21 protein-coding genes and 2 tRNA genes are annotated in these 25,839 nt (G+C 69.9%); 9 read left to right on the forward strand and 14 right to left on the reverse strand.

From position 1 onward, the window contains the following. Positions 1–319 precede the first annotated feature (319 nt). On the reverse strand, positions 320–1,072 hold the full coding sequence (gene istB / locus OEB96_RS04890; RefSeq protein WP_266214266.1) for an IS21-like element helper ATPase IstB: 753 nt from the start codon (positions 1,070–1,072) through the stop codon (positions 320–322). Then, complete coding sequence (gene istA / locus OEB96_RS04895; RefSeq protein WP_266214267.1) at positions 1,069–2,640, reverse strand: IS21 family transposase; 1,572 nt, start codon at positions 2,638–2,640, stop codon at positions 1,069–1,071. The genes istB and istA overlap by 4 nt, the downstream gene beginning before the upstream one ends. Before the next feature lie 138 nt (positions 2,641–2,778). On the opposite strand from istA, the gene OEB96_RS04900 reads away from it, so the two are divergent. Then, entirely contained in the window at positions 2,779–3,513 is a 735-nt protein-coding gene (locus OEB96_RS04900) for an integrase arm-type DNA-binding domain-containing protein (RefSeq protein WP_266214268.1), read from the forward strand. Between the two features lie 84 nt (positions 3,514–3,597). Here the strand turns inward: OEB96_RS04900 and OEB96_RS04905 are convergent. Together OEB96_RS04905 and OEB96_RS04910 are read right to left on the reverse strand one after the other, a co-directional pair. After that, positions 3,598–3,670: transfer RNA gene (locus tag OEB96_RS04905), tRNA-Lys, on the reverse strand. Positions 3,671–3,710: 40 nt separating this feature from the next. Continuing rightward, positions 3,711–3,783 (reverse strand) — tRNA-Glu (locus OEB96_RS04910). A 120-nt stretch (positions 3,784–3,903) separates the two neighbouring features. Between OEB96_RS04910 and OEB96_RS04915 the strand changes: the two genes are divergently transcribed. Further along, positions 3,904–4,932: a synaptic vesicle VAT-1 family membrane protein gene (locus OEB96_RS04915; RefSeq protein ID WP_266214269.1), complete on the forward strand. Its 1,029-nt coding sequence runs from the start codon at positions 3,904–3,906 to the stop codon at positions 4,930–4,932. Positions 4,933–5,070: 138 nt separating this feature from the next. Next, positions 5,071–7,347, forward strand: a complete 2,277-nt coding sequence (locus OEB96_RS04920) for an erythromycin esterase family protein (RefSeq protein WP_266214270.1) — start codon at positions 5,071–5,073, stop codon at positions 7,345–7,347. Between the two features lie 6 nt (positions 7,348–7,353). On the opposite strand, the gene OEB96_RS04925 is transcribed toward OEB96_RS04920, so the two are convergent. Genes OEB96_RS04925 through cysD form a run of 3 tightly spaced genes read right to left on the reverse strand, consistent with a single transcriptional unit; the run spans position 7,354 to position 11,126 of the window. Next, the gene (locus OEB96_RS04925) at positions 7,354–8,388 is read right to left on the reverse strand and encodes a ParB N-terminal domain-containing protein (RefSeq protein ID WP_266214271.1); all 1,035 of its coding nucleotides are present in this window, start codon (positions 8,386–8,388) and stop codon (positions 7,354–7,356) included. A gap of 6 nt (positions 8,389–8,394) precedes the next feature. Next, complete coding sequence (locus OEB96_RS04930; protein ID WP_266214272.1) at positions 8,395–10,221, reverse strand: GTP-binding protein; 1,827 nt, start codon at positions 10,219–10,221, stop codon at positions 8,395–8,397. A 2-nt stretch (positions 10,222–10,223) separates the two neighbouring features. After that, complete coding sequence (cysD, locus tag OEB96_RS04935; protein ID WP_266214273.1) at positions 10,224–11,126, reverse strand: sulfate adenylyltransferase subunit CysD; 903 nt, start codon at positions 11,124–11,126, stop codon at positions 10,224–10,226. A 377-nt stretch (positions 11,127–11,503) separates the two neighbouring features. On the opposite strand from cysD, the gene OEB96_RS04940 reads away from it, so the two are divergent. Then, positions 11,504–12,202, forward strand: a complete 699-nt coding sequence (locus tag OEB96_RS04940) for a hypothetical protein (RefSeq protein WP_266214274.1) — start codon at positions 11,504–11,506, stop codon at positions 12,200–12,202. A gap of 118 nt (positions 12,203–12,320) precedes the next feature. On the opposite strand, the gene OEB96_RS04945 is transcribed toward OEB96_RS04940, so the two are convergent. Then, a complete protein-coding gene (locus OEB96_RS04945) occupies positions 12,321–13,571 on the reverse strand; it encodes a peptidylprolyl isomerase (RefSeq protein WP_266214275.1) in 1,251 nt (416 codons plus the stop codon). Positions 13,572–13,772: 201 nt separating this feature from the next. On the opposite strand from OEB96_RS04945, the gene miaB reads away from it, so the two are divergent. From miaB to OEB96_RS04960, 3 genes are read left to right on the forward strand one after another with little or no spacing between them, the layout of a single operon-like run. Further along, the gene (miaB, locus tag OEB96_RS04950) at positions 13,773–15,203 is read left to right on the forward strand and encodes a tRNA (N6-isopentenyl adenosine(37)-C2)-methylthiotransferase MiaB (protein WP_266214276.1); all 1,431 of its coding nucleotides are present in this window, start codon (positions 13,773–13,775) and stop codon (positions 15,201–15,203) included. Between the two features lie 33 nt (positions 15,204–15,236). Next, a complete protein-coding gene (locus tag OEB96_RS04955; protein WP_266214277.1) occupies positions 15,237–15,692 on the forward strand; it encodes a co-chaperone GroES in 456 nt (151 codons plus the stop codon). Continuing rightward, a complete protein-coding gene (locus tag OEB96_RS04960; RefSeq protein WP_266214278.1) occupies positions 15,689–18,373 on the forward strand; it encodes a S49 family peptidase in 2,685 nt (894 codons plus the stop codon). Before OEB96_RS04955 ends, OEB96_RS04960 begins: the two co-directional genes overlap by 4 nt. Before the next feature lie 19 nt (positions 18,374–18,392). Here OEB96_RS04960 and OEB96_RS04965 read toward each other — a convergent pair whose 3' ends face one another. The 6 genes from OEB96_RS04965 to OEB96_RS04990 form a co-directional block, all read right to left on the reverse strand. After that, the gene (locus OEB96_RS04965) at positions 18,393–19,367 is read right to left on the reverse strand and encodes an SGNH/GDSL hydrolase family protein (protein WP_266214279.1); all 975 of its coding nucleotides are present in this window, start codon (positions 19,365–19,367) and stop codon (positions 18,393–18,395) included. 5 nt (positions 19,368–19,372) lie between these two features. Next, complete coding sequence (locus OEB96_RS04970) at positions 19,373–20,254, reverse strand: class I SAM-dependent methyltransferase (protein ID WP_266214280.1); 882 nt, start codon at positions 20,252–20,254, stop codon at positions 19,373–19,375. Between the two features lie 19 nt (positions 20,255–20,273). Beyond that, complete coding sequence (locus OEB96_RS04975) at positions 20,274–20,990, reverse strand: hypothetical protein (RefSeq protein ID WP_266214281.1); 717 nt, start codon at positions 20,988–20,990, stop codon at positions 20,274–20,276. A gap of 67 nt (positions 20,991–21,057) precedes the next feature. Beyond that, entirely contained in the window at positions 21,058–21,621 is a 564-nt protein-coding gene (locus tag OEB96_RS04980) for a hypothetical protein (protein ID WP_266214282.1), read from the reverse strand. Continuing rightward, positions 21,618–23,078 (reverse strand): site-specific integrase, encoded by a 1,461-nt coding sequence (locus tag OEB96_RS04985; protein WP_266214283.1) that lies wholly within the window; start codon positions 23,076–23,078, stop codon positions 21,618–21,620. The genes OEB96_RS04980 and OEB96_RS04985 overlap by 4 nt, the downstream gene beginning before the upstream one ends. Next, on the reverse strand, positions 23,075–23,491 hold the full coding sequence (locus tag OEB96_RS04990; RefSeq protein ID WP_266214284.1) for a hypothetical protein: 417 nt from the start codon (positions 23,489–23,491) through the stop codon (positions 23,075–23,077). The genes OEB96_RS04985 and OEB96_RS04990 overlap by 4 nt, the downstream gene beginning before the upstream one ends. A 309-nt stretch (positions 23,492–23,800) precedes the next feature. On the opposite strand from OEB96_RS04990, the gene OEB96_RS04995 reads away from it, so the two are divergent. After that, the gene (locus OEB96_RS04995; protein WP_266214285.1) at positions 23,801–24,649 is read left to right on the forward strand and encodes a ribulose phosphate epimerase; all 849 of its coding nucleotides are present in this window, start codon (positions 23,801–23,803) and stop codon (positions 24,647–24,649) included. A gap of 32 nt (positions 24,650–24,681) precedes the next feature. Then, positions 24,682–25,830, forward strand: a complete 1,149-nt coding sequence (locus OEB96_RS05000) for a hypothetical protein (protein ID WP_266214286.1) — start codon at positions 24,682–24,684, stop codon at positions 25,828–25,830. Positions 25,831–25,839: the final 9 nt, after the last annotated feature.

Consider the following 25,839-nt stretch of genomic DNA (forward strand, 5'->3'; position numbering starts at 1 on the left):
CCTGCGACCCGCGGATTAAAAGTCGGTGTTGGTGGGCCCGCGAGTCTCACTTTTTCTGCGCGGCGTCCCCCGCAACATTCGGGAATCGTTGGGGGATCGCTGGTCATCGGGCCCGCGGCCAGTACGTTGAAACCCGCCCGCTCCCGGCCTCACCTGAACTCCAGGTGAACTCCCGGAAGCGGCGAGGGAGACCACGATGCGCAAGCGCCTGAACAAGTGCGTATTCCGGCCGATCTGGGCAGTCAATCCGGCGAAACCTGGGCACCCAATCCGGCGCATGTGGGCAGGGCTCGGAGCGGAGCGACGGGTTTGGCTGGCGTCAGGTGGTCGTGGACTTGGTGCTCATTCCCTTCTGCTCGCGCATCGACCGCCCGGTGAGGGGGATGACGTGGGCGTTGTGCACGAGGCGATCGCAGATCGCATCGGCGATCGTAGGGTCGGCGAGCATCGAGTGCCAGTTTTTGGTCGGGACCTGGGTCGCGATCACGGTCGAGGTGTGGTCGTAGCGATCTTCGAGGACTTCGAGCATGTCGCGGCGCTCGACGTCACTGAGCGGCGCAATGAGGAAGTCGTCGAGGACGAGCACGTCGAGCTGGGCGAAGCGACGTAGCAGCTCCGAGTAGGAGCCCTCGGCGCGGGCGATGGTGAGGTCGTGAAGCAGTCGAGGGACGCGAACATACAGAGCACGTCGCCCTTGACGGCATGCGGCCTGGGCCAGCGCGGTGGCCAAGAAGCTCTTCCCACACCCGGTCTTGCCCAGCACGATGACGTTGTGGTGGTGATCGATCCACTTGCAGGTGGCCAGATCACGGACGAGAGCTTTGGTCAGGCCGCGACCGGGCTGGCACCATGCGTCTTCCAGTGTGGCCTCTGTCGGCAGCTTGGCCGCCCGTAGGAACCTCGCCAGCTTGCGGTTCTCACGGTCGGTCCACTCGCGGTCGACGACCATGCCGAGCTTCTCCGAGAAGCTCAGGGAATGTCCCGGTGCGAGGGCTTGGATCTCACGAACTGCAGCAACCATGCCGTGCAGTCGCATCTCGGTGAGCTTGTGGAGAGTCTCTTCGTCGTTCATTCATCTTCCTTCCGATCGTAGTAGTCACCGCCACGCACGTTGTCGTGGATGACGATGGGTTGGGGAGCAGGCGTGGGTGCGACGGGGACCCGGTCCAGCCCCCGTCGCAGGATCATCTCGACACTTCGTCGCGTCGGGCTGCCGATCTGCACCGCGCGATCGCATGCGGCCTCGACTCGACTCCCGCCGTAGCGCTTGGTCGAGCGGATCAGCGCCAGGCAGGAGCGATAGCCCTGCTCGGGGTGCGGTCGCGCCTTCATGATCGCGGTGACGACCTCGGCGGTCCGTGGCCCGTAGCTTCGAGCCCACTGGACGATGCGCGAGGGTGGCCACGCGCCGTAGAGACGATGGGACTTGGGGCGATGACGAGGGTCGGTGCTCGCAGCGCCAGGCGGACCGTAGCTGCGCACGTGGCTGGCGATGCGGCGTCCTTGATGGAAGACCTCGACGGTGGCGACGGTCACTCGTAGCTCGACCCGCTCGCCGACCAGAGGATGAGGGACGCTGTACAGGCGGTGGTCGACGTCGACGTGATAGTCGATGTTGACCTTGGCCTTCTTCCAGCACGCGACCTCGAATCGCGTCGACGGCAAGGGGCGCAGCGCTGGCCGATCGATGGCCTCGAAGGCGGACCGGCGGCAACCTTCGAGCTTCTTGAAGGGTCGCTCGTTGAGGCGCACGAGCAGTTCATCGATGGCGACGTTGAGCTCGTCCAGACCGTAGAAGATCCGGTCTCGAAGGCACGCGACGATCCAGCGCTGAACGATCAATACGGCCGCCTCGACCTTGGCCTTGTCCCGCGGCTTGCCCGGCCGGGCTGGGATCACCGCGGTCCCATAGTGCTGGGCGAGCTCGGCGTAGGTCGGATTGATCTCGGGGTCGAGTCGGTGGGGGCCCTTGACTGCGCTTCGAAGCTGGTCGGGGACCACGACCTGCGGAACACCGCCGAAGAACTCGAAGGCCCGGACCGTCGACGCACAGAAGTCCGCGACCTTCTGACTACGGCTGGCTTCGGCGAATGTGTAGTTGCTCGCCCCGAGCACGGCGACGAACAGCTCGACCTCGATCCGCTCGCCGGTCTTCGAGTCGAAGTAGGCGAGCTTCTTGCCCGAGTAGTCGACGAAGACCTTCTCACCTGCGCGATGGACCTGGCGCATGGTCACGTCGATGCGTTCGCGGAAGTCACGGTAGCGATCGCAGAACTGGCTGTACTGGTATGGCCGTCGACCTTCGGGATCATCGGTCGCCGCTTCGCAGTACTCGAGCCACAGTTGCTGCAGCGTCACGCCCGGTCGTCGTAGCTCGGCATGGACCCACTGCATGTCGATGGGCCTACGCGGGTGGGGCACGTTGCGGCCTGCGATCTTGAACAGCCGACGCTCGAGCTGCGCATCGTCGAGCGACTGGGCGACCTCCCACGTGACCCCGGCCTCGTGAGCGCGTCGCAGATAGGCCGCAACCGAGCCCTTCGACATCCCGGTCGCGGCCGAGATCTCGCGGTGGCTGCAGTCGTGCTCGAGCTTGAGGCGCAGGACTTCTCGGATCTTTCGCATCGGGTGCCGGCTCATCTCCGTGACGGTCGCCGTGTCGACGACGCCGTCAGCGAGTGGCTGGCCAGCCCCCGTGCTCCGCTCCCCGCGGCCTCGCGTCAATGGCGCGCGAGTGCCCAGGTGGCCCGGAATCGGTGCCCAGGTGCTCCGGAATCAGTGCCCGGGTTCGGCCGGAATCGGTGCCCAGGTGCTGCCGGAATCGGTGCCCAGGTCAGAGCGGAATTCGCAAACAAGACCACCATCGACCGCCTACAGCCCGGGCCCGCCCGTTACGACGTCATCGACGACCAGATCAAGGGGTTCATCATCCGAGTGAACACCGATGGCACGAAGACCGCCATGCTGCGCTACCGCCGGGACGGGCGGAACCGGGCCTACAAGCTCGGGGTGATCATGGGGGACTACACGGCGCACCAGGCCCGCGTGGACGCGGCGAAGGCCCGGGCCATCGTCGAAGCTGGGGGCGACCCGGCGAGGGAGCGAGACGCCCGCAAGGCCGCCCCCACGCTCGCGGAGGTGGCCGAGCGCTACATGACCGAGCTCGCCCGCCCCTACCGCAAGCCGAGCACCGTACGGGGCTACGAGAGCCTGCTGCGGGTTCACCTGCTGCCCGCACTGGGGCGCATGAAGATCGGCGAGATCGAGCGGGCCGACGTCCAGCGGTTGCACCAACGGATCGGCGAGACGGCGCCCGGTGCCGCGAATCGAGCGCTGGCCCTCGTGTCGGTCATCATGACGAACGCGGAGCGCTGGGGGTACCGCGACACGCGATCGAACCCCTGCCATCGCATGCCGAAGTTCCCGGAGCGCAAGATGGAGCGCTTCCTCTCGGCGGAGGAACGGGCCCGGCTCGATGCCGTCTTGGCGGAAGGCGAGCGCATGCGTCCGTGAGCCCGCCGCCGCTCACCTGAACTCCAGGTGAACTCCAGGCCCCTCACCGAAAAACGAAAACCCCGCATAACGGGGTTCGTTCGGTGAGCCCGGCAGGGATCGAACCTGCGACCCGCGGATTAAAAGTCCGCTGCTCTACCATCTGAGCTACGAGCCCGTCTCCCCGTCGCGGTGACGGAGAGGGCTTGCCCGGTCGGCGACCCCAACGGGATTCGAACCCGTGTTACCGGCTTGAAAGGCCAGCGTCCTAGGCCTCTGGACGATGGGGTCATGGGAGAGGACCGGGCAAGCGCGCCGTTATGTAGCGGAACCGGGGGCCCCCCGCAAGGCGCGAGCCGCGGCGCCGATCTCGGTTTTCCGGAGCCCGCCCTTTGCGGTACCACGCCATCCATGCGCGCGGTCTGGATCACCAAGCACGGCGGCCCCGAGGTCCTCGAGGTCCGCGAGACGCCCACGCCCGATCCCAAGCCCGGCGAGGTCCGGGTGAAGGTCGCCTTCGCCGGCTTGAACTTCGCCGAGCTGTCCGCACGCCAGGGCCTCTACCCCGACGCACCCAAGCCCCCGTGCGTGGTCGGCTACGAGGGCAGCGGCGTGGTCGAGGCCGTCGGGGCCGGGGTCGAGGCCGTGAAGGAGGGCGATCGCGTCGCCTACATGTCCCGCTTCGGAGGCCACAGCAGCCACGTGGTCGTGCCCGACGATCAGGTCGTGAGGATCCCCGATGCCATGTCGTTCGAGCACGCGGCGGCCATGCCGGTCAACTACCTCACCGCCCACCACATGCTGTTCGAGATCGCCCGGATCCGCCCCGGGGCCCACGTGCTCGTGCACATGGCGGCGGGCGGCGTGGGCACGGCCGCGCTGCAGCTGTGCCGCACCGTCGACGACGTCACCACCTATGGCACCGCCTCGGGCGGCAAGCACGACTACGTGCGCACGCACGGCTGCACCCACCCCATCGACTACCGCACCCAGGACTATGCGACCGAGATCATGCGCCTGACCGAGGGCCGTGGGGTCGACGTGGTGCTCGACGCCCTCGGCGGCGGCGACTGGCGCAAGGGCTACGCGCTGCTGCGACCGGTCGGCATCCTCATCGCCTTCGGCCTGGCCAACTCGAACATCGGCGGCAAGCGAGGCCCCGCGATGTATCTCAACCTGATCAAGCAGCTCGTTCGCATGCCACGGTTCTCGCCGATGACGCTGATGAACGACAACCGCACCGTCTCGGGCTGCAACATGGGCCACCTGTGGGACGAGAAGGCGCTGCTGCGGCGACAGCTCGACGCGCTCGTGCGCTTCTACGAGCAAGGTGCCATCGAGCCGCACGTGCACGCGATCCACTCGTTCGATGCCGCCGCCGCTGCGTTCTCCGAGCTCGAGCTGGGCAAGAACGTCGGCAAGGTGCTCCTGCAGCCCTGAGCCTGCCCCTGGACGGCCTCCCGGGCCCCGGAAACCCACCCCTGCCGCGGGGTGTCAGTACCCGATGCAGTGACACCGACCCCGCCCCTACGACGCATTCCCTCCGCGGCCCTCCTCGGTGCCGCCTGCCTGGCCCTCGTGGCCGCGTGCCATGCCACCTCGTCCACGACCGCCACCGTCGTACCGCAGGCGGCGCAGAGCGAGGCAGCCTCGCCCTTCGAGGGGCTCGAGCTCGGCTTCGAGCACACCTATCCCCCCAGCGGGTGGGTGCTCGATCGCTCCGACTATCCCGCCACCGTCGACGGCAGCCACGCCTTCGAGGGCCAGCACAGCCTCGCGCTCGCCCACGACGGCATCCACCGTCGCGGCACCGCCCGCCTGCCGCTGCCGATCGCGGCCGTCCGCGGGCAGCGAGTCGTCGCCACCGTCCACGTGCGCACCGAGGGCGTCGCCCACGGCGGCGTGGGGCTGCGCCTGCAGGCCCAGCGCGACCTCGACACGCTCGCCCGCCACGACACCCCGGCGCCGAAGAGACTGCGCGGCGACCAGGACTGGACCCCGCTGCAGATCGAGCTCGACGTCCCGCAAGACGCCGAGGAGGTCGAGCTGGTGCTCGAGCACGCAGGCAGCGGGACCGCCTGGTTCGACGCGGTCGAGCTGTCGGTCACCACCACGAGCGCGCCTCCGCCTCCGGCCACCCTCCTCGGGACCGTGCGCGACGCAACCAACGCGCCCGTCCCCGATGCCACCGTGGCGGTGTTCTCGTCCACGGGCGAGCACACGATCCACACCACGGACGACGCCGGTCGGTTCTCCGTGCAGACCCCGGCCGGCTTCTACGTGGTCGGGGCCAGCGCGCCCGCCGGAAGCGCCAGCGCCCTGACCGAGCTCACCACGGGCGAGCACCCGCTCGAGCTGCGGCTCGCCCCCGGTCCGCAGCTCGTCCGCGGCACGATCCACGACGATCGTGGGCTGCCCTACCCCGGCGTGCTCGCGACCGTGATGACGGCCGAGGAGCAGCTCTATCCCGTCCGGACCGACGCCGAGGGCCGCTTCTCCCTGTCTCTGCCGGCCTCCACCCACTACGTGGCCATGATCGAGACCCCCGATGGCCAGCGCGCGGTCCGTGAGCTCGACGATCCCAACGCCGAGCTCACCGCGTCGCTGCCTCGCACCGGCGCGGCATCCCCCGCCGCGCTCGACTGGATCGCCGCCCACGACGTCCCGCTGCGCACCACCGAGCCCCGCTCGGGCATCGACGATCTCGTCGCCCTCGATCCCGTGTTCGCCGACGCCACCGTGGTGGGCCTGGGCGAGGCCACCCACGGCACGCGCGAGTTCTTCCAGCTCAAGCACCGCATGCTCGAGTACCTGGTGGAGCGCCATGGCTTCACCGTGTTCGGCCTCGAGGCCAGCCGCACCGAGTGCCGCGCCATCGATCGCTACGTCCAGACCGGGCAGGGCGATCCCAAGCAGGCACTCGCCGGCATCTACTTCTGGACCTGGGACACCGAGGAGGTCCTCGACCTCATCGAGTGGATGCGCGAGTACAACGCCACCCACCCGCGCACGCTCCACTTCGTGGGCTTCGACATGCAGACCCCGGACGTCGCCGCGCGCAACGTGGTCGCGTTCCTCGACCAGGTCGACCCCCGGGCCCCCGGGCGGGACGCGCTGGCCATGTTCGGTCGTCCGTGGAACGAGGAGACCTACGCCGCGCTGTCCCCGGCCGAGCGCGCCGACGTCGAGACCGCGCTCGAGCGGCTGCTCGTGCACATGCAGTCCCAGCGAGCCGCCTGGGTCGCGGCCACGTCCGCCGACGCCTGGGCCGACGCCCACGAAGACCTCGTGCAGGTCCAGCAGGTCGTCGCCATGCGCAACGCCCACGGCATGGCCGTGTTCTCCGCCCGCGATCGCGCCATGGCCGACAACGTGCTGCACATCACCGAGCGCTTCGGCCCCGACACCAAGGCCGTGCTATGGGCCCACAACGGCCATGTCGCGCGTCACTGGTCGCAGACCGACGTGATGGGCAAGTACCTCTCCGACGCGCTCGGCAACGACTACGTCTCGGTGGGCTTCGCCTTCGATCGCGGCGGCTTCCAGGCCCTCACCGTGGCCGGCGATTCCATGGCTGGCCTTCGCGAGCACCGCGTCGGCTCGGCCAAGGGCTCCGACATCGAGGCAGCCCTGCGCCAGGCCGGCCCCGCGCTGTTCGCCCTGCCCCTGCGCGACCTCCCGCAGCAGGGACCGGCCGCACAGTGGCTGCGCTCACCCCTGCCCATGCGGCAGATCGGCGCGGGCTTCGACCGCGACGACCTCGGCGCCCGCGTGATCGAGCCGATTCCCGAGCGCTTCGACGTGCTGCTGTTCGTCGAGGAGACCTCGCGGGCGCGCCCGATCGAGCGCGACTGACGACACTCAGTCGTCCGACGCCGGTCCGCTGGCCTTGGCCAGCTGGCCGGCGTCGACCTTGCTCACGTCGAACCCTTGCGCGCGCTCGGTCATGGTGCGCACCACCTCCTCCCACGGCGGTGGATCGCCCTTGCTGAAGCGCAGCGGATTGCAGCGCGCCACCACGAACGCCTTGAGGTACGGGCTGTCGAAGCCGCGCTCCTTGAGCGCCGCCACGGCCTTGGCCACCGCCTCGTCGAGCGCGATCAGGGCCGACGCCCGCGCCTCGCGAACGGGGAGCGACTCGGGCAGCGGCAGCTCCAAGAACCCCTCCACGCGCTTGAGCACCGGCGAGTACGCGCCACCCGAGAAGCGGCCGTTCTTCTCGTAGCACGCGCCCAGGGTCAGCAGCACCGGATCCTCGAACTCGAGCGCATAGGCCGACTCCGGCTGCGGCGGCAGCTCGGCCAGCGACCGCGCCATGCGGATCACCTCGAGCGCCTTCTCCCGCACGTTGTGCGCCTTCTCGGTGTTGAGCGCGAGGATCTTGTAGGCGACCTCCGCCTCCGGCACCACCAGCGCCACGATCGCGCCGCCGCCCAGGTTGCGCACCGCGTTGAGACGGTGGTTGCCGTTGGGCGTCCAGTAGCCGCCCTCGGGGCCGCGCACCACGATGATCGGATCGAGGAAGCGATCGAGCTTGTCGATCACCTCGGTCAGCCGCTTGGCATGCATCGCCGAGAGATCGCGCTGGAACGGAGTGGGCGCGACCTTCTCGATCGGCAACGCGGCCAGGATCGTGAAGTGAGCCCCGATCGGCTCGCGATAGGTGGCCAGCACCCGCCCCCCATCGGCATCGATGGCGGCCTGCAGCGCGGTGACCTCCGCCGGGACCTCGCCCTCGCCGGTCGCAGGCGGCAGGAGCCCCCGCGAGCCGGGCTCGGGTGCGGCCTTCTTGCGCGAGGTCTTCTTGGCCGCCTTCTTCTTGGCGGCCTTGGCCTCGCCCTCGCCCTCCGCCCTTGCAGTCTTCTTCTTGGCAGTCTTCTTCTTGGTCTCCGACACGGCGCCCTAGTGTGACCGAAGCCGGGACCGCTGCGCCAGCACCTCCATGATCCGCTCCACGGCCTCGACCGGCTCCGCGCCCGAACCCAGGCCCGAGCCCGGTCCCGCACCCAGACCCGACACGAGGCTGGGATCGAGCCGAACGTCGGCTTCCTCGCCCTCCGTGCCCGCGGGCCCCACGTGGACCACCAGCACCTCGAACGGCGCCACCAGGGTCTGCAGGGTGTGGTGGTCGGCGAGCCCGATCACATTGGTCGTCGAGACCACCACGAGCCCCGCATCGAGGAACAGGTGCGCCACCTCGCCAAAGCGCCGGACCAGGCCCTCGCGATCGTCGAGCTCGATGTCGGCATCGACCCCCAGGACCACGTTCTTGCCGTCGAGCAGGTAGGCGTGCACGCCCTCGTCCACCAGGCGCCGCTCGAGCGCTCGGGCCACCGCATGCTTGCCCACGCCGGCCTCGCCCGTGAGCATGACCATGCTGGCCGGGTGCCCCAGCGCACGCGCGCGCCGCTCGGCGGTGATGTCCCCACGCACCCACTCGATGTCGCGGATCCGACTCTCGAGCCGTAGCTGCTGCTGCTCGTCGGGCACGAGCGCCCGCACGATCCCACCGCCCGCGATGTCGTAGCCATCGACGATCACGAACCGTCCGGTGGCCTCGACGCGCTCCGACGGGTCGAACGCGATCGGAGCGCGGGTCCGCAGCACCAGCTCGGCCACGTCGTGTCGATCGACCCGCTTCTTGGTCACGCTGCTCTCCAGCTCGCTGGCGTCGAGCACCCGCACGACCTCCTCGACCCGCACCTCCGTCTGGCTGGTGCCGAGCTTGAGCTTGTAGGCGCGACCGGGCTCGAGCGGCAGCTTCCCCAGCCAGAACACGTTGGCGCGCAGGCGCGTGCCCACCTCGGGCCCTTCCCGCAGGTGGCTCATGATCTCGCCGCGCCCCACGAAGATCTGCTCGGTCAGGGTGACGCCCGCCGAGCGCCCCGCCTCCACCTCGCGCGGTGGCTCGGCCGCGAACACCTCGAGGCTGGCGATCGTCGAGGTCTTGTTCGAGGGCGAGAACAGCACGCGATCGCCCACCGCCAGCCGCCCCGCCTCCACCCGACCGGCCACGATCCGCCGATCGTCACCACGGGCGTTCCACTTGTAGACGTCCTGCACGGGCATGCGCAGCGGCAGATCGGCGCCCGACGGCGCCTTGCCGAAGGCGTCGACCGCCGCGAGCACGTCGGGCCCGTCGTACCAGGGCATGGCCGCCGACGGCCCTGCGACCAGGTCGCCCTCTCGCGCGCTGATGGGAATGAAGCAGTGCGGGCGGATCCCCACGCCCTCGAGGAACGTGCGGTACTCGGCCACGATGCGGTCGAACACCCCGCGGTCGTAGCCGACCAGATCCATCTTGTTGACCACCACCGCGACCTGCCGGATCCCCAGCATCGACAGCAGGTAGCCATGCCGGCGGCTGTTCTCCCGCACCCCCTCCTTGGCGTCGATGATGAGCACCGCCGCCTCGGCCCGCGCGGCCCCGGTCACCATGTTCTTGAGGAACTCGATGTGGCCGGGCGCATCGATGATGATGTAGTCGCGCTTGTCGGTGCGAAAGAACACCCGTGCCGCGTCGATGGTGATGCCCTGATCCTGCTCGGCCTCCAACGCATCGAGCAGGAACGCGTACTCGAACTGCTTGCCCTGGCGCTGACAGGTGGCCATGACCTTGTCGAGCTTGCCCTCGCCGAGCACCCCGGTATCCGCGAGCAGCCGCCCCACCAGGGTGGACTTGCCGTGGTCCACGTGGCCCACGATCACGATCTGCATGGTCTGCCGCATGGCTACATGTACCCTTCCCGCCGCAGCTTCTCCATGGCGTAGGTGTCCTCCTGGTCCTGCGCACGGCCGGCTCGCTCGGGGACCTTGGTGGCGCGCAGCTCCACCAGGATCTCCTCGGTGGTGGTGGCGGTGGACTCGATCTTGCCGGTGCAGGTCTCACAGCCCAGCGACCGGTAGCGGTGCCCCGTGCCGTCGTCGAAGTAGAGATCGATGATCGGCACCCGCTCGCGCTCGATGTACTCCCAGATGTTGACCTCGGTCCAGTCGAGCAGCGGGTGGATGCGAACGTGCGTGCCCGGTGCGAAGTCGGTCTTGAACTGGTTCCACAGCTCGGGCGGCTGATCGGCGATGTCCCAGTCGCTGTTGTGATCGCGCGGCGAGAAGTAGCGCTCCTTGGAGCGGCTGCCCTCCTCGTCGGCACGGGCGCCAACGATCACTCCGGTGAACGCCTCGCGCCCGAACGATGCCTCGCGCCCGGGCGCCGCGGGCAAGGCGACCTCCGGATCCTCGTGGTACCGGCCGTCGGCCCCCATGCGCAGGCGCGGCCAGCTGCCGTCGAGCGTGTGCCGCAGCGCCTCGGTCTTGAGCGCTCGGCAGCACGTCAGCCGCCCGCGCTCGTGGCTCATCCCCTCGGCGAGCGCCTGCCGGTTCTGGCCCACGATCATCTGCAGCCCCCACTCCCGGGCCAGCCGGTCGCGGTAGGCGATCATCGAGGGGACCTTGTAGCTGGTGTCGATGTGGACGAGCGGAAACGGTACGTGGCCGAAGAACGCCTTGCGCGCCAGCCACAAGAGCACCGTGCTGTCCTTGCCGATCGACCACAACATGCACAGCTGCTTGAAGTGCTTGTAGGCCTCGCGGAAGATGTAGACGCTCTGCTCCTCGAGCTCGTCGAGCTGAGACATGTCGATTACCTCGCAATCAACCGTATTGAGTCGACGTCGCCGTCGAGATCGGAATTCGGCTTCATTTCGCGGCTTCGTGGCAGCACTAGCATAGTTTTCGAGCACGCGCTTCCCGTTCACAGCGCCGGTCGAGTCAATAATTACGGTATAGAAACGTAAATTGCGCCCAAGTGCCCGTGACGCGTGGGTTTCTTGTCCAGGCCCGGGCGGTGCGCGATCCTGAGGCGGCGGCAGCAAGGACGTCGGGACCCGCACTCCCCGTGGGTGAATATCCTTCCCCCACCGGCCATCCATGCGGGCCGCCGAGCCCCGACCGCTGTCGCGGGCTCAGCGCCTCCTCGCCATCGTCTGCTCCCTGCCAGAGGAAGAACAACACCATGCCGATCGTCCGCGCCCGCTCCCTCTCCCTCGGCCTTGCCACCGCTGCCCTCCTCGTGACGGCGGGGCTCTCGGCCGATGCCCATGCCCGCCCCAACCTCACGCGCAAGGGTGGGCAGTGGGGAGTGATGCTGGGCGGGGCGGCCTGCATCCCGGGCAAGGCCGAGTGTGCTCGCGATACCGCCACCGGAGTCGGCGGCGTGACCGTCGATGGCAAGACCCGCCCGTCGGTCGGCCTGGGCGCCGAGCTCGGCTATCGCTTCAACAAGTACGTGTTCGCGGGCGCGGCCTACAACCTCGGGTTCTTCGACACCAGCTACGAGGTCGTGGGCGCGGCCAGCTACCGCCGCGGGATGCAGAACAGCGTGTTCGGGGTGGTCCGCCCCACCCTCCCCGTGTGGCGCTTCGACTTCGGCCTGGGGCTCGGGCCCGGGTTCTCGCGACAGACCTTCGTTCGCACCGACGGCACCAAGGACTACTCGCAGGGCTTTGCCTTCAAGATCGAGCCCACCATCGACGTGTTCGTGAGCCGCCGGGTGTTCGTGGGCGCCAAGCTCGACATGATCCTCAACGCCCACGGCCGCACGTGCCGCGAGAACGAGACCACCGTGGTCTGCGACAAGCAGTCCTACGACACCGACGTCGCCCCCGTGCACCAGATGTTGTTCGGCCTGCACGTCGGCGGCACGTTCCTGTAGACCAGCGACGCAGCGGCGCCCGCAAATCGCAAATGACGAACGAAGGGCGCGGACCGAGATGGCCGCGCCCTTCTTCATTGCGTGCGATTGCTGGCTCGGGCTGGGCTCGCGCCCGCGCTCACTTCTCGGGGCCCGACGGCGGGGCGCCTCGCATCCCCTTGACCGCGTCGCGATCGAGCGCAGCCCGCGGGGCTCCCTTGCCCTCGCGCGCCTTGGGTCCGAGCTTGCGCGGGCCCTTGCCCTCGCCGCGCATCCGCCGACCGCCACGCTTGGGCTCGGGCCCGAGCGTGGGCTCGATGTTGTCGACGATCGTGTACTTGGCCAGCAGCTCTTCCTTGAGCTCGCGACGCCCCTGGTGGAGCTTGCGCTGCTCCAGCCGCTCGCGGATCTGATCGACGAGCGCCTCCTTGGGCAGCTCGCCGGGCGGCCACTTCCCGGTGACCTTGATGATGTGGTAGCCGAACTTGGTCTTCACCGGCTCGCTCACCTGGCCGGCCTCGAGGGCGAACGCCACCGCCGAGAACTCCTCGGCCATGCGATCGGCGGTGAAGATGCCGATGTCGCCGCCCTTGGCCGCGCTGGGGCCGGTGGACTTCTCGGTCGCGATCTTGGCGAAGTCGGCGCCCTCGGCCGTGACCAGGGCGTGGATCTCCTTGGCCTTGGCCAGGGCCTCCGCCTCCCACTGCGTGCGCTCGTCCTCGGAGGGCTCGGGCACCTTGCCGTCGGCCTTGGCCCGCACGTCGGCCTGCGGCCCGATCGGCACGAGGATGTGCGACGCCTGCACGCGCGGCTTGTCGGACTTCCAGTTGCCCTTGATCTTGTCGTAGTCCTCGTCGATCTCCGCCTCGGTCACCTCGAGCTTGCCGAGCTTGACGAGGATGGCCTTCTCGCGGAGCTCGGCGATCACCATGTCCTCGAGGCTCTTGTCGGTCTCGCCGCGCCGCTCCAGGTGCTTGTCCCACTCCCGGATCCCACGACGCTGCTGCTCGTCGCGCGAGGCGAGCTCGGCCTGGTCGTAGTCGACGCCGAGCGCCTTGGCCTCCTGGGCGAGCACCTCGTGATAGATGAGCCGCTCGGTGATCGACTTGCGATAGCGACGATCGGCCGACGGAGGGATCTCGCGGCCGCGATCGGCATACTTCTTGATCTTGAGGTCGTAGATCTCGCGGAACACCCCGTTGGGGATCTCGACGTCGCCGACCTTCGCGATGGCGCCGTCGGGGATCGGACCGAGCTCGATCTGCTCGGACTTGCCGTCGGCCGACTCGATCTTGTCCAGATCCTGGGCCTTCTCGGGCTTGGGCGGCTCGGTGCAACCGAGCGGGAGCAGCAGGGACAGACCTACGATGGCAGGAAACGAGTAGCGCATGCGTGCCTCCCCAGTGGGCCCGGCTGGCGACGCGGCCGGGCCGACGATGGCGTCCCGATGTAAAGCACATCGAGCGCCCCACGACAACGAAGGTCCGGCCCGGACGCCGCGACACTGGCCGATCCGCCCGGGACGGACCCTCGCATGCCGCGCACACGCCGCCCTCACGGCCCCCGTCCATTTCGCGTAGGCTTCGGCCCCTTGTCGTCCCTGGTGCAGATCCGGCGGGGCCCGGCCCCCCACGCGTCATCCGAGCGCGGGCCGCAGCCCGAACTAGAGCCCGAGCCGACCGCGGACATCGTGGTCGCCACCGACGCACCGCGGGTCTACCTGGAGACGTTCGGCTGTCAGATGAACGAGGCCGACTCGGCCCTGATCGCCGGGCGCCTGCGCGAGGGCGGCTACGTGCGCGTGCGCGATCCAGCGCAGGCCGACGTGGTGCTCGTCAATACCTGCGCCATCCGGGAGAAGGCCGAGGATCGCGTGGTGGGACGCACCAGCCAGCTGCTGCGCCATCGCGCCGACAACCCGGGGCTGGTCATCGGGATCACCGGCTGCATGGCCGAGCACCTCAAGACCCGCGTGGCGCAGCGGGCTCCCCACATCACGCTGGTGGCGGGCCCGGACAGCTACCGCAGCATCGCCGCGCTGTGCGACCGCGCGCGGGCGGGCGAGCGGGTGATCGACGTGCGGCTCGACAAGGCCGAGGTCTACGAGGGCCTGGCCGAAGAACCCGACGACGACGGCATCAGCGGGTTCGTGACCATCCAGCGCGGCTGCGACAAGTTCTGCACGTTCTGCGTGGTGCCCTACACCCGCGGGCGCGAGCGCGGGGTGCCGCCGCGCGAGGTCCTGCGCGCGGTGAGGGCCCGGGCCCAGGCCGGCTACCGCGAGGTCGTGCTCCTGGGGCAGACGGTCAACTCCTATCGCCACGAAGACGTGGGCTTCGCCGAGCTGCTCGCCGCGGTGCACGAGGTCGAGGGCATCGAGCGGATCCGCTTCACCAGCCCCTACCCCGTGGACTTCTCCCCGGCGCTCGTCGACGCGATGGCGCGGCTGCCCAAGGTGTGCCCCCAGGTGCACCTGCCGGCGCAGTCGGGCTGCACCGCGGTGCTCGAGCGCATGCGCCGGGGCTACACCCGCGACCAGTTCGTGGCGCTGGTGGCCCGCCTGCGGCAGGCGGTGCCCGGCATCGCGCTGTCGACCGATCTGATGGTCGGGTTCTGCGGCGAGACCGAGGACGAGCACGCGCAGACGCTGGCGCTGATGGACGAGGTGCGCTTCGACAGCGCGTTCATGTTCGCCTACAGCGATCGCGGCATCACCTACGCCAGCAAGAAGATGAGCGACGACGTGCCCGAGGCGGTCAAGAAGCAGCGGCTCCAGCAGGTGATCGAGCGGCAGGAGCAGCACACCCGCGCCTCGCACGAGGCACGCGTGGGCACCCGCCAGCGCGTGCTGGTGAGCGGCACGTCCCGCCGCGGCGACCGCTTGGTGGGGCGGACGGAGAGCTTCCACAAGGTGCTGCTGCCCCTGCACGCCGCGGCCCCCGGCGATCTGCTCGACGTGACGATCACGGGCAGCACCGGCCACTCGCTGTGGGCCGAGCCCGCCCCGAGCCAGCGGCACTAGCCACGCCCCCGCGGCTGCGAGACCATCGCAGCCATGGCCAAAGCCGCGCCCAAGCCTCGCCCCGAGGACGACGATCCCAAGCCCGAGCCACCGCGGCGGGTCAGTCGGCACGTGCAGCCGCTGGGGCCGCGCGTGCTGGTCCGCGTGCTCAAGTCCCCCGATCGGTCCGAGGCCGGCCTGTTCCTCCCCCAGGGGGTCAAGGACGACAACGCGATGGCGCTGCTGGGCGAGGTCGTGGAGGTCGCGCGCACCATGCCCAAGGTCGACGATCCCCTGGCCGACGAGACCACCGAAGAGGACGACGACCACGACCGCCCCGATCCACGCGCAGATCTGGGCAGGAACGTCAGCGGAGTGCCGCTTCACGCCAACGTGCTGTTCGAGAAGGATCGCGGGGTGGCCGTGCCCTGGGACGAGACGCTGCGCATCATCGAGGTCCGACACATCCTGGCGTTGGTCGACATCATCAGCGAGGACGAGATCCAGTGACCGCCACCGCCCCGCGCCGCCGTGCTCCCCAGATGCCATCCCGGGTCTCGCCCCTGCTCGCGACGCTGCTCGGCGCGGGGCTGGTCCTGCTCCCGGCCGCGCCCGCGCGGGCCGAGGTGCCGCGGGCGCAGGATCGCCACCCCACCGACGGGGTCGACCGGGTCATCCACGACGTCTCGGGCGAGGGCGACGCCACCAGCATCGAGCTGAACCCCGCGCTGCTCGCCGACATCGAGGGGGTGGACCTGTCGCTGCTGGGCTATCGCAGCGTGTCCAACTACACCCGCGGCAGCGGGTTCGGCGGCTTCTTCGCCTCCAACCTGGGCTTCGGGCTGGCGATGGGCCTGGGCGTGCAGGTGGTGCGGCCCCAGCTACGGCTCGACGGCGACGACTTCGACGCCGACTTCAACCCCGACCTCACCAAGCTCTCGCTGGCGTTCGCGGGGGACTTCGACCAGGCGGCGTTCGGCGTGGGCGTCCACGGCGTGCGCGTGCAGGGGCAGTGGCTGCAGCGGCCCGACCTCGACATCGGCGCGATGGTCAGGATGTTCGACTATGGCTCGGCCGGCATCAACGCTCGGCTGTCGTCGGCCGACCTCGACAGCACGGTGCTCCCGGCGCACTTGTCGTTGACCGGCGAGCTGGCGCTGCGACCCCTGGGCACGCACCACCTCGAGCTGGCCGCCGCGGCGACCCAGCAGGTGCTGGTGAGCGAGAACGGGGGGCCGGTCCAGCGGGTGGACTTCTCGGGGTTCCTGCCGCGCGGACGGGTGGCCGTGCGCTGGCAGGGCTGGGCGCTCAAGGCCGAGGTCGAGCAGGTGCGCGCCTCGGTGCTCGATCCGGTCACGTTCGAGCGGGTCGAGGGCCAAAAGGCGCTGCGGGGCGGGGTGGCGCTCGAGGGCTCGTGGGACGTGATCACGGCCGGCGCCGGCCTGCACGCGGGGGTGTCCGAGGGGCTCGACGGCGTGGGCTTCTCGGCCCGCCTGCACTCCCGCGAGCGGGGCCGGGTGGTGTGGACGCGAGAGCTCGATGCCGAGCGCTTCGAGCTCGCCGACGTGAGCGACGAGCGCAGCCTCATCGAGATGCTCGAGCGGCTGCAGCGGGCCGAACAGGCCGGGGAGCGCAGCGTGCTCGTGGTGGACGCCCGGGGCACCGGGGCCGGCTGGGCCAGCCTGCACGAGCTGCGAGAGGCGCTCGTCCGCGTGCGCAATGCGGGCGGCCACGTGTTCGCCTACCTCGAGACGGCCAGCCTCAAGGACTACTACGTGGCGAGCGTGGCCGAGCAGGTGTTCGTGCACCCGGCGGGCTCGCTCGAGACCTACGGCATCGGCTCGACCTCGCTCTACCTCAAGGGGGCGCTCGACAAGGTGGGCGTGAAGGCCGAGGTGATCAAGGTCGACGAGTACAAGAGCGCGGGCGAGCGCTTCACCCACACCGCGCCGTCCGAGCCCGACCGCGCGCAGCGGCAGGAGATCCAGCGCGATCTCTACGCGACCGTGGTCCACGACGTGGCGCAGGCCCGGGGCCTGTCGCTCGCGGACGTGCGCCACCGCTTCGACGAGGCCCCGTGGGGGCCCCATGCCGCGGTGGACGAGGGGCTGGCCGACGAGGTCGTGTTCCGCGACGAGCTGCTCGAGCGGATCTCCGAGCGGATCGGGGCCAAGGTGGAATTCGCCGAGTTCTACGACACCACGCCGCGGCTGCACTGGGCCGGGGACCCCTACGTGGCGGTGGTGCTGGTCGAGGATGCGATCGTCGACGGCAAGAGCCGCAAGATCCCGCTGTTCGGGCTGGGCTTTGCGGGGGGCGACACCATCGCCAAGACCCTGCACGACCTTCGCGAGGACCCCGATTGCCGCGGCGTGGTCCTGCGGGTCAACAGCCCCGGTGGGTCGGCGCTGGCCTCCGACGTGATCTGGCGCGAGGTGGCACTGACGGCGCAGGCCCACGCCCAGGACCCGCGCTTCTCGGCGCCGATCGTGGTGTCGATGGGCGACGTGGCCGCCAGCGGCGGCTACTACGTGTCCGCCGGGGCACCGGTGGTGCTCGCGGATCCGATGACCATCACCGGCTCGATCGGGGTGATCTCGCTGCACTTCGACGTGTCGGGGCTGCTGGAGACGCTGGGGATCAGCACGTTCACGCTCGCCGAGGGCAAGAACGCCACCATCGGCGAGCCGTACTCGGCCTACACCGAGGACCAGCGTGCGCGCATCGAAGCCTCGATCCGCCGCACCTACGATCTGTTTCGCGAGCGCGTGGCCACCGCGCGGGGCATGACCCCCGAGAAGGTCGACGAGCTCGGCCGCGGGCACGTGTACTCGGGCACCGATGCGAAGGCGCTGGGGCTGGTCGACGAGATGGGCGGTCTCTACGACGCGATTGCCCTGGTGCGGTCGGAGGCGGGTCTGCCGGACTGGCGACCGCTGAAGCTGCGCGTGCTGCCCGAGCAGCCATCGTTGCTCGACCTCATCCTCGGCTCGAGCCGCGGCCCGAGGGGGCGCGTGGGCCCGGTGGGTCGGGCGGTGGAGCGCAAGCGATCCGCCCGCGAGGCAGCGTCGCTGCGCGGCGCCCTGCCGCTGGCGCTCGACGAGGCGCTGTCGCGCATTCCGCTGTCGCTGCTGTTCCTGCCGCAGGGGCAGGCCCAGGCGATCATGCCCGCCGTGATCGAGCTGGAGTAGCCGGGGCTCCCGGAGGCCGTCAGCCGTCGGAGAGCCGCTGGAGCAGCACCTCGCCCACCCTGGTGCTCATCAGCGCGAAGCCATCGTCGGTAGGATGGATGTCGTCGTGCCACATGGAGTCGTGCGTCACGATCCCCCGTAGATCGACGTAGCTCACCCCCGCCACGCACTCGCAGGTGCTGCGCAGGTGCTCGTTGTAGCGATCGACGATCGCCCACAACACCGCGCGCCGCTCGTCCCCCGAGCGGATCCCCGCCGCATCGAAGAACCTCGCGAGGTAGCCGTCGTCCCCCACGTCGCCGACCCGGAGATAGTCATAGCCATGCACGAGGACCGGCAGCGTGGGCTGGCGTCGGCGCACGCGCAGGAGCATCTGGCGGATCGTGCCCACGAGCGCGAGCATGTGGTCGTCGACGGCAGGGGTGAGCAGCCGCTTTGGATCCGCGCCGGTGCGCCACGGGTGCAGGAACTCGTGGAACCGTAGCATCAGATCGTTGCCGCCTCCGCTGAGCAGCAGCGCGCTCGCGCGGTGCTGCTCGATCGCCCGCTCGTGATCGCGCGTGCCCTCCATGCGCCCGAGCAGATCGCTGGCCGCCCCCACCCCCAGCGCGAGCACGGGCAGATCGTCGTCGTCGAGCAGGTGGTCGGTCAGATCCTCGATGTAGGGATGCGCCACCCAGGAGTCCCCCTCGCACACGATCACCGGCCAGTGCGGGTTCTCGGCCCGACGGCGCTCGAATCGGATCCTACGCCAAGCCCGCTGGGCGTCGTTGGCCAGGTCGAGCAGGCGATCCTTGAGGCGTGGCCGTACGGCGTCGCCGATGGCCTCGAGCGCGCGATCGGCCTCGATCCGCAGCCCCGACCGCAACCTCCAGGCGGCCACGAACGGCGAGCCTCCGTGCTCGGCCTCGAAGTGCTCGACCAGCGCGTCGTAGACGTCCTCGTCGTCGTCGCCGTGCAAGCGCGCCCGCAGCTCGCTCTCGTGGATCACCATTGCGCTCAGGATAGCCCGTCGGGCCGCTCGACGAGCGCGGGACCATCGACGCGGGCCACGATCACGTGGGCCGGCGAGCGCAGCCGGGCCAGGCGAGGCTGCGCTCGCTGGTGGTGCTCGGGATGCTCCTCGTGCCAGGCATCGAACCCGGCGACGTCGAGCGTGCGGGCCACGGCGTCGAGATCGGCGAACGGATCCTGGGCCTTGCGACGCCGGGTCAGGCTGCGGGTCGCGGCCTTGAGGACGTGCGTCGCCCAGCCCACCCGGGCCTGGGCCGCCACCGTGTGCAGGTCGCAGACCATGTGCCCTCCTCCCGCCTCGCGCAGGGCCTGGGCCACGGCGGCGAACATGCGCGCACGGGGCCCGGCGTCGAAGTAGCCGACCACCCCCTCGAGGATCACCACCGGCCGCTGGTGCTCGCGAAGCAGGCTCGCGAGGCGGGCGGCGAACTCGGGGGCGAGCGCGTCCGCGTCGTGCACCGCATGGCGCCCGCGCAGGCGCTCGCGCAGCGCGGCGGGGGCTCGCGCCAGGGCGCGACGCTTGATCGCGGCCATCGCCGGCAGATCGAGCTCGAGGCCGGGCACGCCGTGATCGGCGGCCCAGGTCACCGCGCGCCGGGTGAGCCCGGCCCCCAGCTCCACCACGCACCCGGGTCGGAGCTCGGCCACCACCGCGTCGATCAGGCGGTGTCGATACTCGAGGAACTCGTGCATCGTGGGCACGGTGGACGACAGGCGGGTGGCCCACTCGCCCAGCACGAAGAAGCCCCAGTAGAGCACGGCCCCGGTGCGCGTGGCGAAGTGCTCGGCGTGGGGCAAGCCGGCCCTGCGCCACACGTAGGCGGTGTAGTGGGCCGTGGGCCCGATCCGCTCGGCGTGCTCGCTCATGCTCGTCGGACGTGCCCGCTCAGCGCTCGAGCATGCGCTGGGCCTCGGTCGGTCCGATCGCCACGCGCTCGGCGACCTCGAGGAACAGCGCCCGCTCGCGCTCGCCATCGTCGTTGGCGTGGACCACCGGCACCAGGGCCAAGAGCGCAATGCTGCGCTCCTCGGCGTCCATGCGCATCAGCTCGCCCACCACCTCGTCGAGCGGCGGGGGATGATCGCGCAGGGCCACCAGCGCGGGACGACGCTCGGGCTCGACGGGCAGGCGCTCGAGGATGGCGTCGAGCACCGCGGCCTCGGCCGGATCGAGGCGGCCGTCGAGGTTGGCCAGGATCGCGGCAAAGCCCGCCACCAGCTCGGAGCGACGATGCGCCTGCCGAAGCCACTGGGCCCGCAGGTGCGCGGCCTCGGGCCCGGGCACGCCCATGCGCTCGGCCAGCGCGTCGTGGACGGTGGCCTCCTGCTCGCTTCCCTCTCCGTCGGCCAGTGCCATGCGCCAGGCCTTCTCGAGGATCCCCTCGGCGAAGAACGGCATGGGCGGGGCCAGCGACTCCATGTGAGCGTGGAGGCGCGCGCGATCGGCCAGCAGCTCGGACCACGCCGTCGCCGCGTCGTCTCCCAGGCGCTCGTCGAGCATCCACAGCACGCGATCCCACTCGCCGGCCTCGACGATGCCGTCGGCGTGTGCGACGAGGCCACAGGCGGTGAGCGTCCACTCCTGCTCGGGCGACAGCGGCATGCGTCGAAGGTATCAAGGCCGCGAGCGCGCGCAAGCGCGCGATCGCGACGCGCTCGAGCCGGCCCCGTCAACGCGGATCGGGTGGGCTCGTGATGGGGCCGCGCGGCCCGAGCTCGGGCTCGGTCGGGCGGTCGGGCTCACCGGTAGAACCGTCGCGGGTGAAGCGAACGCACGCAAGTCCCTGGGGCCACGCCACCAGACGGGCGCGGGGACCTCCCGCGCGGGGGCGAGGATCGTCGTAGAACGGAGTGCCGCTCCACGCGACCTCCACCTCCACCACCACGGCCTCGTGGGCCGGCAGCGCCTCGATGATCGGCGTGCGCCCGTTGGCCTGCTCCGGTCGCATGCGCGAGAGGACACGGGGCACGGTGACCCCGAGGCTCGCCGTGCCTCCGGGGTCCACGGAGGTGAAGCGCGGCCACAAGAACGAGCCCACGCGCGTGGGCTCCTCGAGGCCACGCTCGGAGAGCTGCACCTGCAGCGTTCGCGTGCTCGCGTCGTAGCGGACCGCTCGCATGGTGCGGTAGAGGTGCAGCGTACGCTCGGCCGGGTTGGCCACGGTCAGCTCGAGCCGCAGCTTGCGCCCGTCGTCGTCGAGGGTGGCATGGGTGATGCGAAGCGCGGGGCTCATGGCGAGGCGTCCTCGTCGCCGTCCCATGCGATCCGCAGCAGGGCCTCGACGTCGGTGTGATTGCACAGGTGGCTCGCGATCCGAGCGCCGAGCTCGGCCCGCGCGGCGGAGGTGCGGACCAGCGCACGCCCCAGGAAGGCGAGCTCCTGCGCCAGGGCGAAGCGCGACAGGCCATGCCACACGTCGGTGAGGGGGAGCTGGGCGGCCCAGGCATCGAACGAGCGCGCCAGGTGCTCGCCGATCGCGGCCGCGCTGGCGTTGGCGTGCACCAGCCGCAGCGTGCCGATGATCATGCGGATCGGCTCGAACAACGCCCAGTGCACCACCTCGCTGCCGCGTGCGCGCGCGTCGATCAGCACCGCGAGCTCGTGAAGCTCGGCCGACCCCGTCAGCTCCGCGCGACCGGGGTGATCGAGCACCGCCTCGGCGGCGTCGAGCTCCTCGGGGGTCGAGCGCAGCAGCTCGGGGGACTGCCGAAGCCGAGCGAGCACCCGTCCGCCGAGCGCCTCGGTGCCGGAGCGCCCCAGCGTGTAGGCGACCATCAGCTCGAGACACGTGGTGAGCGGACCGACGAAGTAGTCGCGGATCTCCTCGAGCACCACCCGCGAGCCGGCCATCAGGCGACAGATCTGGGGGCTGAACCCGTAGTAGTCGTCGTGGAGACGGGCGAAGAAGTCGAAGCCGACCTCGGAGCGCCGCAAGAGCTCGTCGCGAACGCGGCGCAGCGCGTTCACCTCGGCCGAGTATGGCGAGCCGGTGGCCACCGTAGCCACCACGCAGCAACTCGCGGCGCACGAGCCATCCAGCCCCGGGTTGGCGCAGTGATTGGAGGTATTGCGCCGGCGCGCGCCCATCTGCTGGCGCATGTCGTTCTCGTCCACCATGGCGGCTTGCTCTTCGGGAGAGGCTTCGCTGCAAGGGTCAGCGGTCTGCAGCGACAGCAGCTCGCCCCTCGCCTGCCGAAGGGCATGCGACAGCTCGTGATACAGCAGCACCGCAGTGGGGTTGGACAGGTCATATTGTCCGTTGTCCTCGGCGCTCAGGCACACGCCCTCACCGTTGTTGTCCTCGACGTCATAGAACACGAGGATCGAGCGGGTCGGGTTGCCCGAGGTTCCCGGCTCGCACGAGCTCCCGTTGCCGGCCATCGGCGTGCCGTCGGCAAACGTGAACCCACTGCCGACCGCGACGATGATGATGTCGATGCCGTCGTCGCCGACCCCGAACTCGGTGTTGACCAGCACGTCGAGGCGCTCGGGGCACGGGCCGGTGGTGCTGCGCTCGTAGGAGATCTTGACCAGGCCGTCGCAGAACGCGTCCTCGCCGTAGCCGGCGGCCACGTCGTCGCCGGTGTCGTTGTTGGAGATCTGGATCAGATCGACGCTGGCACTGGCCGGGAACACCACGTCGCCGCAGCTGCCCCACGTGCCTGCGTCGATCTGGATGAAGAGGGTCATGGCTCGCGCTTCCACTGGCCGTCCCAGCCCCGAGCGCGCGGCTCGTGGGGGGTGGTGGAGCCCGGCTCGGCGAGCGCGTCCTCGCGGCTCGCGAGTTCCTGCTCGAGCGCTCGCACTTGCCTGCCCATCATGTCCGCGAGCTTCGCCGCCCAGCCCAGCATCACTTCGACCCGATCGACCAGGGTGGCGAGCTTGGCGTTGGTCATCCGCTGCGCCTCGAGCACCGAGAACAGCCCCTGGCCGAGGAAGGCGAGGCCGGCGTCGACGGTGGCGTTGGTGACGTCGACGCCCGCCTTCAGCTCGGCGGCATCGCCCCGGACGAGCGCCACCATGTCGGCCGCTTCCTTGGTGTGCGTCTCGATCTGCGAGAGCCGGTTGTTCACTTCGTTGGCGAGCTCGGCCAGGGTGGGCATGGTCCTGCTCCTTGGCGCGGCCCTCGTAGAGGACGCAGCGGTCTGCGCTCACGTCGTCTGCATGCGCCGATCGGAGGTCTCTTCAAAGACCATCTAGGACGGGATCGGGCGGTCGCAAGGCCGGTACAGCGCGCCCAAAAAAGCAAGCGGGATCGGCACCCGGCATCGGTCCAACCAAACCCCGACCATGGGTTTTGAAATATTCGAAATATTGGATTGAAATGCGATCTATGGCAGCCCTATCATGGTGAAATGAAGGGTTTCCCGGCCCCGTGGCTCTCAGTTCATGCGCTGTGCGCATCTCTGACGATGGCTGCCTGCGGGCCCTCGAGCCCATCCGTGGGGGCGGGAGGGGCAAGCACGAGCGAGGCTCCGAGCGACACCTCGAGCGGCGGCGCCGGTGGCAGCAACACATCGACCCCGGTCGAGCCCGATGCGAGCAGCGACGGCAGCACGGGCGATCCCCCGATCTTGTTCCTCGTGGAGCCCGACGGAGGAGGAGTCTCGTACGAGTGCGACTTCCTGCTCCAGGACTGTCCAGCGGGCACCAAGTGCAACATATGGTCGAACGACGGCGGCAGCGCATGGAATGCCACCAAGTGCGTCCCGATCGCCCCCGACCCCGACGAGGTCGGCGAGCCCTGCACGGTGGAAGGCAGCGGGACGAGCGGGCTCGACACGTGCGTGCTCGGGGCGGTCTGCTGGGACGTCGACCCCGAGACCCTCGAGGGGGTCTGCGTCGCATACTGCCAGGGCGATGCGTCCAACCCCTACTGTGCGGATCCCGAGACCACCTGTGAGGGGCGAGACATCTTGCTGTGCCTGCCGGTGTGCTGCCCCCTCGAGCAGAACTGCGTGGAGGGACAGGGCTGCTATGCGATCCATGACTCGTTCTCGTGCGCACCGGATGCGAGCGGCGACCTCGGTGCGTTCGGCGACCCGTGCGAGTACATCAACGCCTGCGATCCCGGCCTGGTCTGCCTCGGGGCGTCCTGGCTGCCCTGCGAGGGTGCAGTCGGCTGCTGCACCACGTTCTGCTTCGTCGGATCGAGCGCGTGCAGCGAGCTGGATCCGACGATGGAGTGCGTCCCGTGGTTCGAGGAAGGCGCGGCCCCGCCCGGCTTCGAGCACACCGGCGCATGCGTCGTGCCGAGCTGAGCATGCACCCATGGATGCCACGGAGGAATCCAATGCGCTCGAGCTCCTGCCGTGCAATCGTCGTCGCGCTCGTCCTGGGCATCGTGGGCTGTCGCGACGTGACGCCGGCCAGCGAGGACATCGGTGGCAGCTCGGAGTCGTCGGGCGGCGGCAGCGGGGCGGGCACCGAGCCCGACGTGGTCGATGGTGACTCGACCGGCGAGCCGACGGAGCCGGACGCCTGCGAGGATGCATGCATCGATCTCGGCAGCGAGGACGGCATCGCCGGGTGCCACGCGTGCCGCTGCAAGATCGCGTTCGACGACTGGCTGCCGTCCGTCGACGAGCTGCAGTGCCAGAACGCGGAGGCGATCGTCACCCATCACGCGGTGCTCTCGGAGACCGGCTACACGCTCGAGCCCGCCCCCCCGGGGGCGACCGACTGCGCCAACCCCTCGTTCCTCACCGGCTCGTGCCAGCAGGGCAGCAAGCTCGGCCAGCTCACGCACGGCGACGTGTCGGTGTACTGGATCTGCCGCGATCCCTACCTCGACCTCGACGGCTCGGTCCTCTTCGAGGACATGGCCGTCATCGGCCACAACGCGCGCACCGGAGCGACGTGCTTCTGGGACGACATCAACGACCAGGTGCACGAGGACGACGCGCCGCCGCTCGACCTGTCCGAGGCCACCGAGGACGAGCGGGCGCGCTCGGTCGAGGTGTTCAAGTACAACGATGGCTCGAGCTGCGTGACCTGCCACGATCACGATCCGTTCATCTACACGCCGCACCTGCAGTCGACCGGCTGGGCGAGCATCGCCGCCAACAAGAGGCCGTATCACCTGGTGGATCTGCGGGGAGAGCCACGGCCGACCGGGGTGATGCACCTGGTGTCACCGCAGGCCGATGCGTGTACGAGCTGCCATCGACTGGGCAGCCGCAACACGTGCTCGTCGTTTGCACCCGACTCGATGGGGAGCCACAAGCTCCACCCGTACGAGGACGAGGTGCATGCGGCGGCCGAGCCGGGGAGCCCGTACTGGGAGCTGGCATACTGGATGCCGACGGCGAGCGTGGAGCTCGCGGACTTCGACGCATGGGAGGCGGCGTTCGGCGAGGCGCGGGACCACGTGCTCGAGTGCTGCGCGGCGCCAGGGGTCGATGCAGGCGACTGTCGGTGGGAAGCCGTGCCGAGCGAGTGAGCGCCGACC

The organism is Paraliomyxa miuraensis (genome assembly GCF_026337845.1).
GTDB classification, from domain to species: domain Bacteria; phylum Myxococcota_A; class Polyangia; order Nannocystales; family Nannocystaceae; genus Paraliomyxa; species Paraliomyxa miuraensis.

What these genes read in the sequence shown, in the direction of transcription:
- OEB96_RS04985 (WP_266214283.1), bottom strand. Translation starts at nt 23,078, where the DNA reads ATGACCCTCTTCATCCAGATCGACGCAGGCACGTGGGGCAGCTGCGGC.
- OEB96_RS05000 (WP_266214286.1), top strand. Translation starts at nt 24,682, where the DNA reads ATGCGCTCGAGCTCCTGCCGTGCAATCGTCGTCGCGCTCGTCCTGGGC.
- OEB96_RS04970 (WP_266214280.1), bottom strand. Translation starts at nt 20,254, where the DNA reads ATGAGCGAGCACGCCGAGCGGATCGGGCCCACGGCCCACTACACCGCC.
- OEB96_RS04940 (WP_266214274.1), top strand. Translation starts at nt 11,504, where the DNA reads ATGCCGATCGTCCGCGCCCGCTCCCTCTCCCTCGGCCTTGCCACCGCT.
- OEB96_RS04995 (WP_266214285.1), top strand. Translation starts at nt 23,801, where the DNA reads ATGGCTGCCTGCGGGCCCTCGAGCCCATCCGTGGGGGCGGGAGGGGCA.
- istB (WP_266214266.1), bottom strand. Translation starts at nt 1,072, where the DNA reads ATGAACGACGAAGAGACTCTCCACAAGCTCACCGAGATGCGACTGCAC.
- OEB96_RS04955 (WP_266214277.1), top strand. Translation starts at nt 15,237, where the DNA reads ATGGCCAAAGCCGCGCCCAAGCCTCGCCCCGAGGACGACGATCCCAAG.
- OEB96_RS04990 (WP_266214284.1), bottom strand. Translation starts at nt 23,491, where the DNA reads ATGCCCACCCTGGCCGAGCTCGCCAACGAAGTGAACAACCGGCTCTCG.
- OEB96_RS04945 (WP_266214275.1), bottom strand. Translation starts at nt 13,571, where the DNA reads ATGCGCTACTCGTTTCCTGCCATCGTAGGTCTGTCCCTGCTGCTCCCG.
- OEB96_RS04975 (WP_266214281.1), bottom strand. Translation starts at nt 20,990, where the DNA reads ATGCCGCTGTCGCCCGAGCAGGAGTGGACGCTCACCGCCTGTGGCCTC.
- istA (WP_266214267.1), bottom strand. Translation starts at nt 2,640, where the DNA reads ATGAGCCGGCACCCGATGCGAAAGATCCGAGAAGTCCTGCGCCTCAAG.
- OEB96_RS04915 (WP_266214269.1), top strand. Translation starts at nt 3,904, where the DNA reads ATGCGCGCGGTCTGGATCACCAAGCACGGCGGCCCCGAGGTCCTCGAG.
- OEB96_RS04980 (WP_266214282.1), bottom strand. Translation starts at nt 21,621, where the DNA reads ATGAGCCCCGCGCTTCGCATCACCCATGCCACCCTCGACGACGACGGG.
- OEB96_RS04965 (WP_266214279.1), bottom strand. Translation starts at nt 19,367, where the DNA reads ATGGTGATCCACGAGAGCGAGCTGCGGGCGCGCTTGCACGGCGACGAC.
- OEB96_RS04930 (WP_266214272.1), bottom strand. Translation starts at nt 10,221, where the DNA reads ATGCGGCAGACCATGCAGATCGTGATCGTGGGCCACGTGGACCACGGC.
- cysD (WP_266214273.1), bottom strand. Translation starts at nt 11,126, where the DNA reads ATGTCTCAGCTCGACGAGCTCGAGGAGCAGAGCGTCTACATCTTCCGC.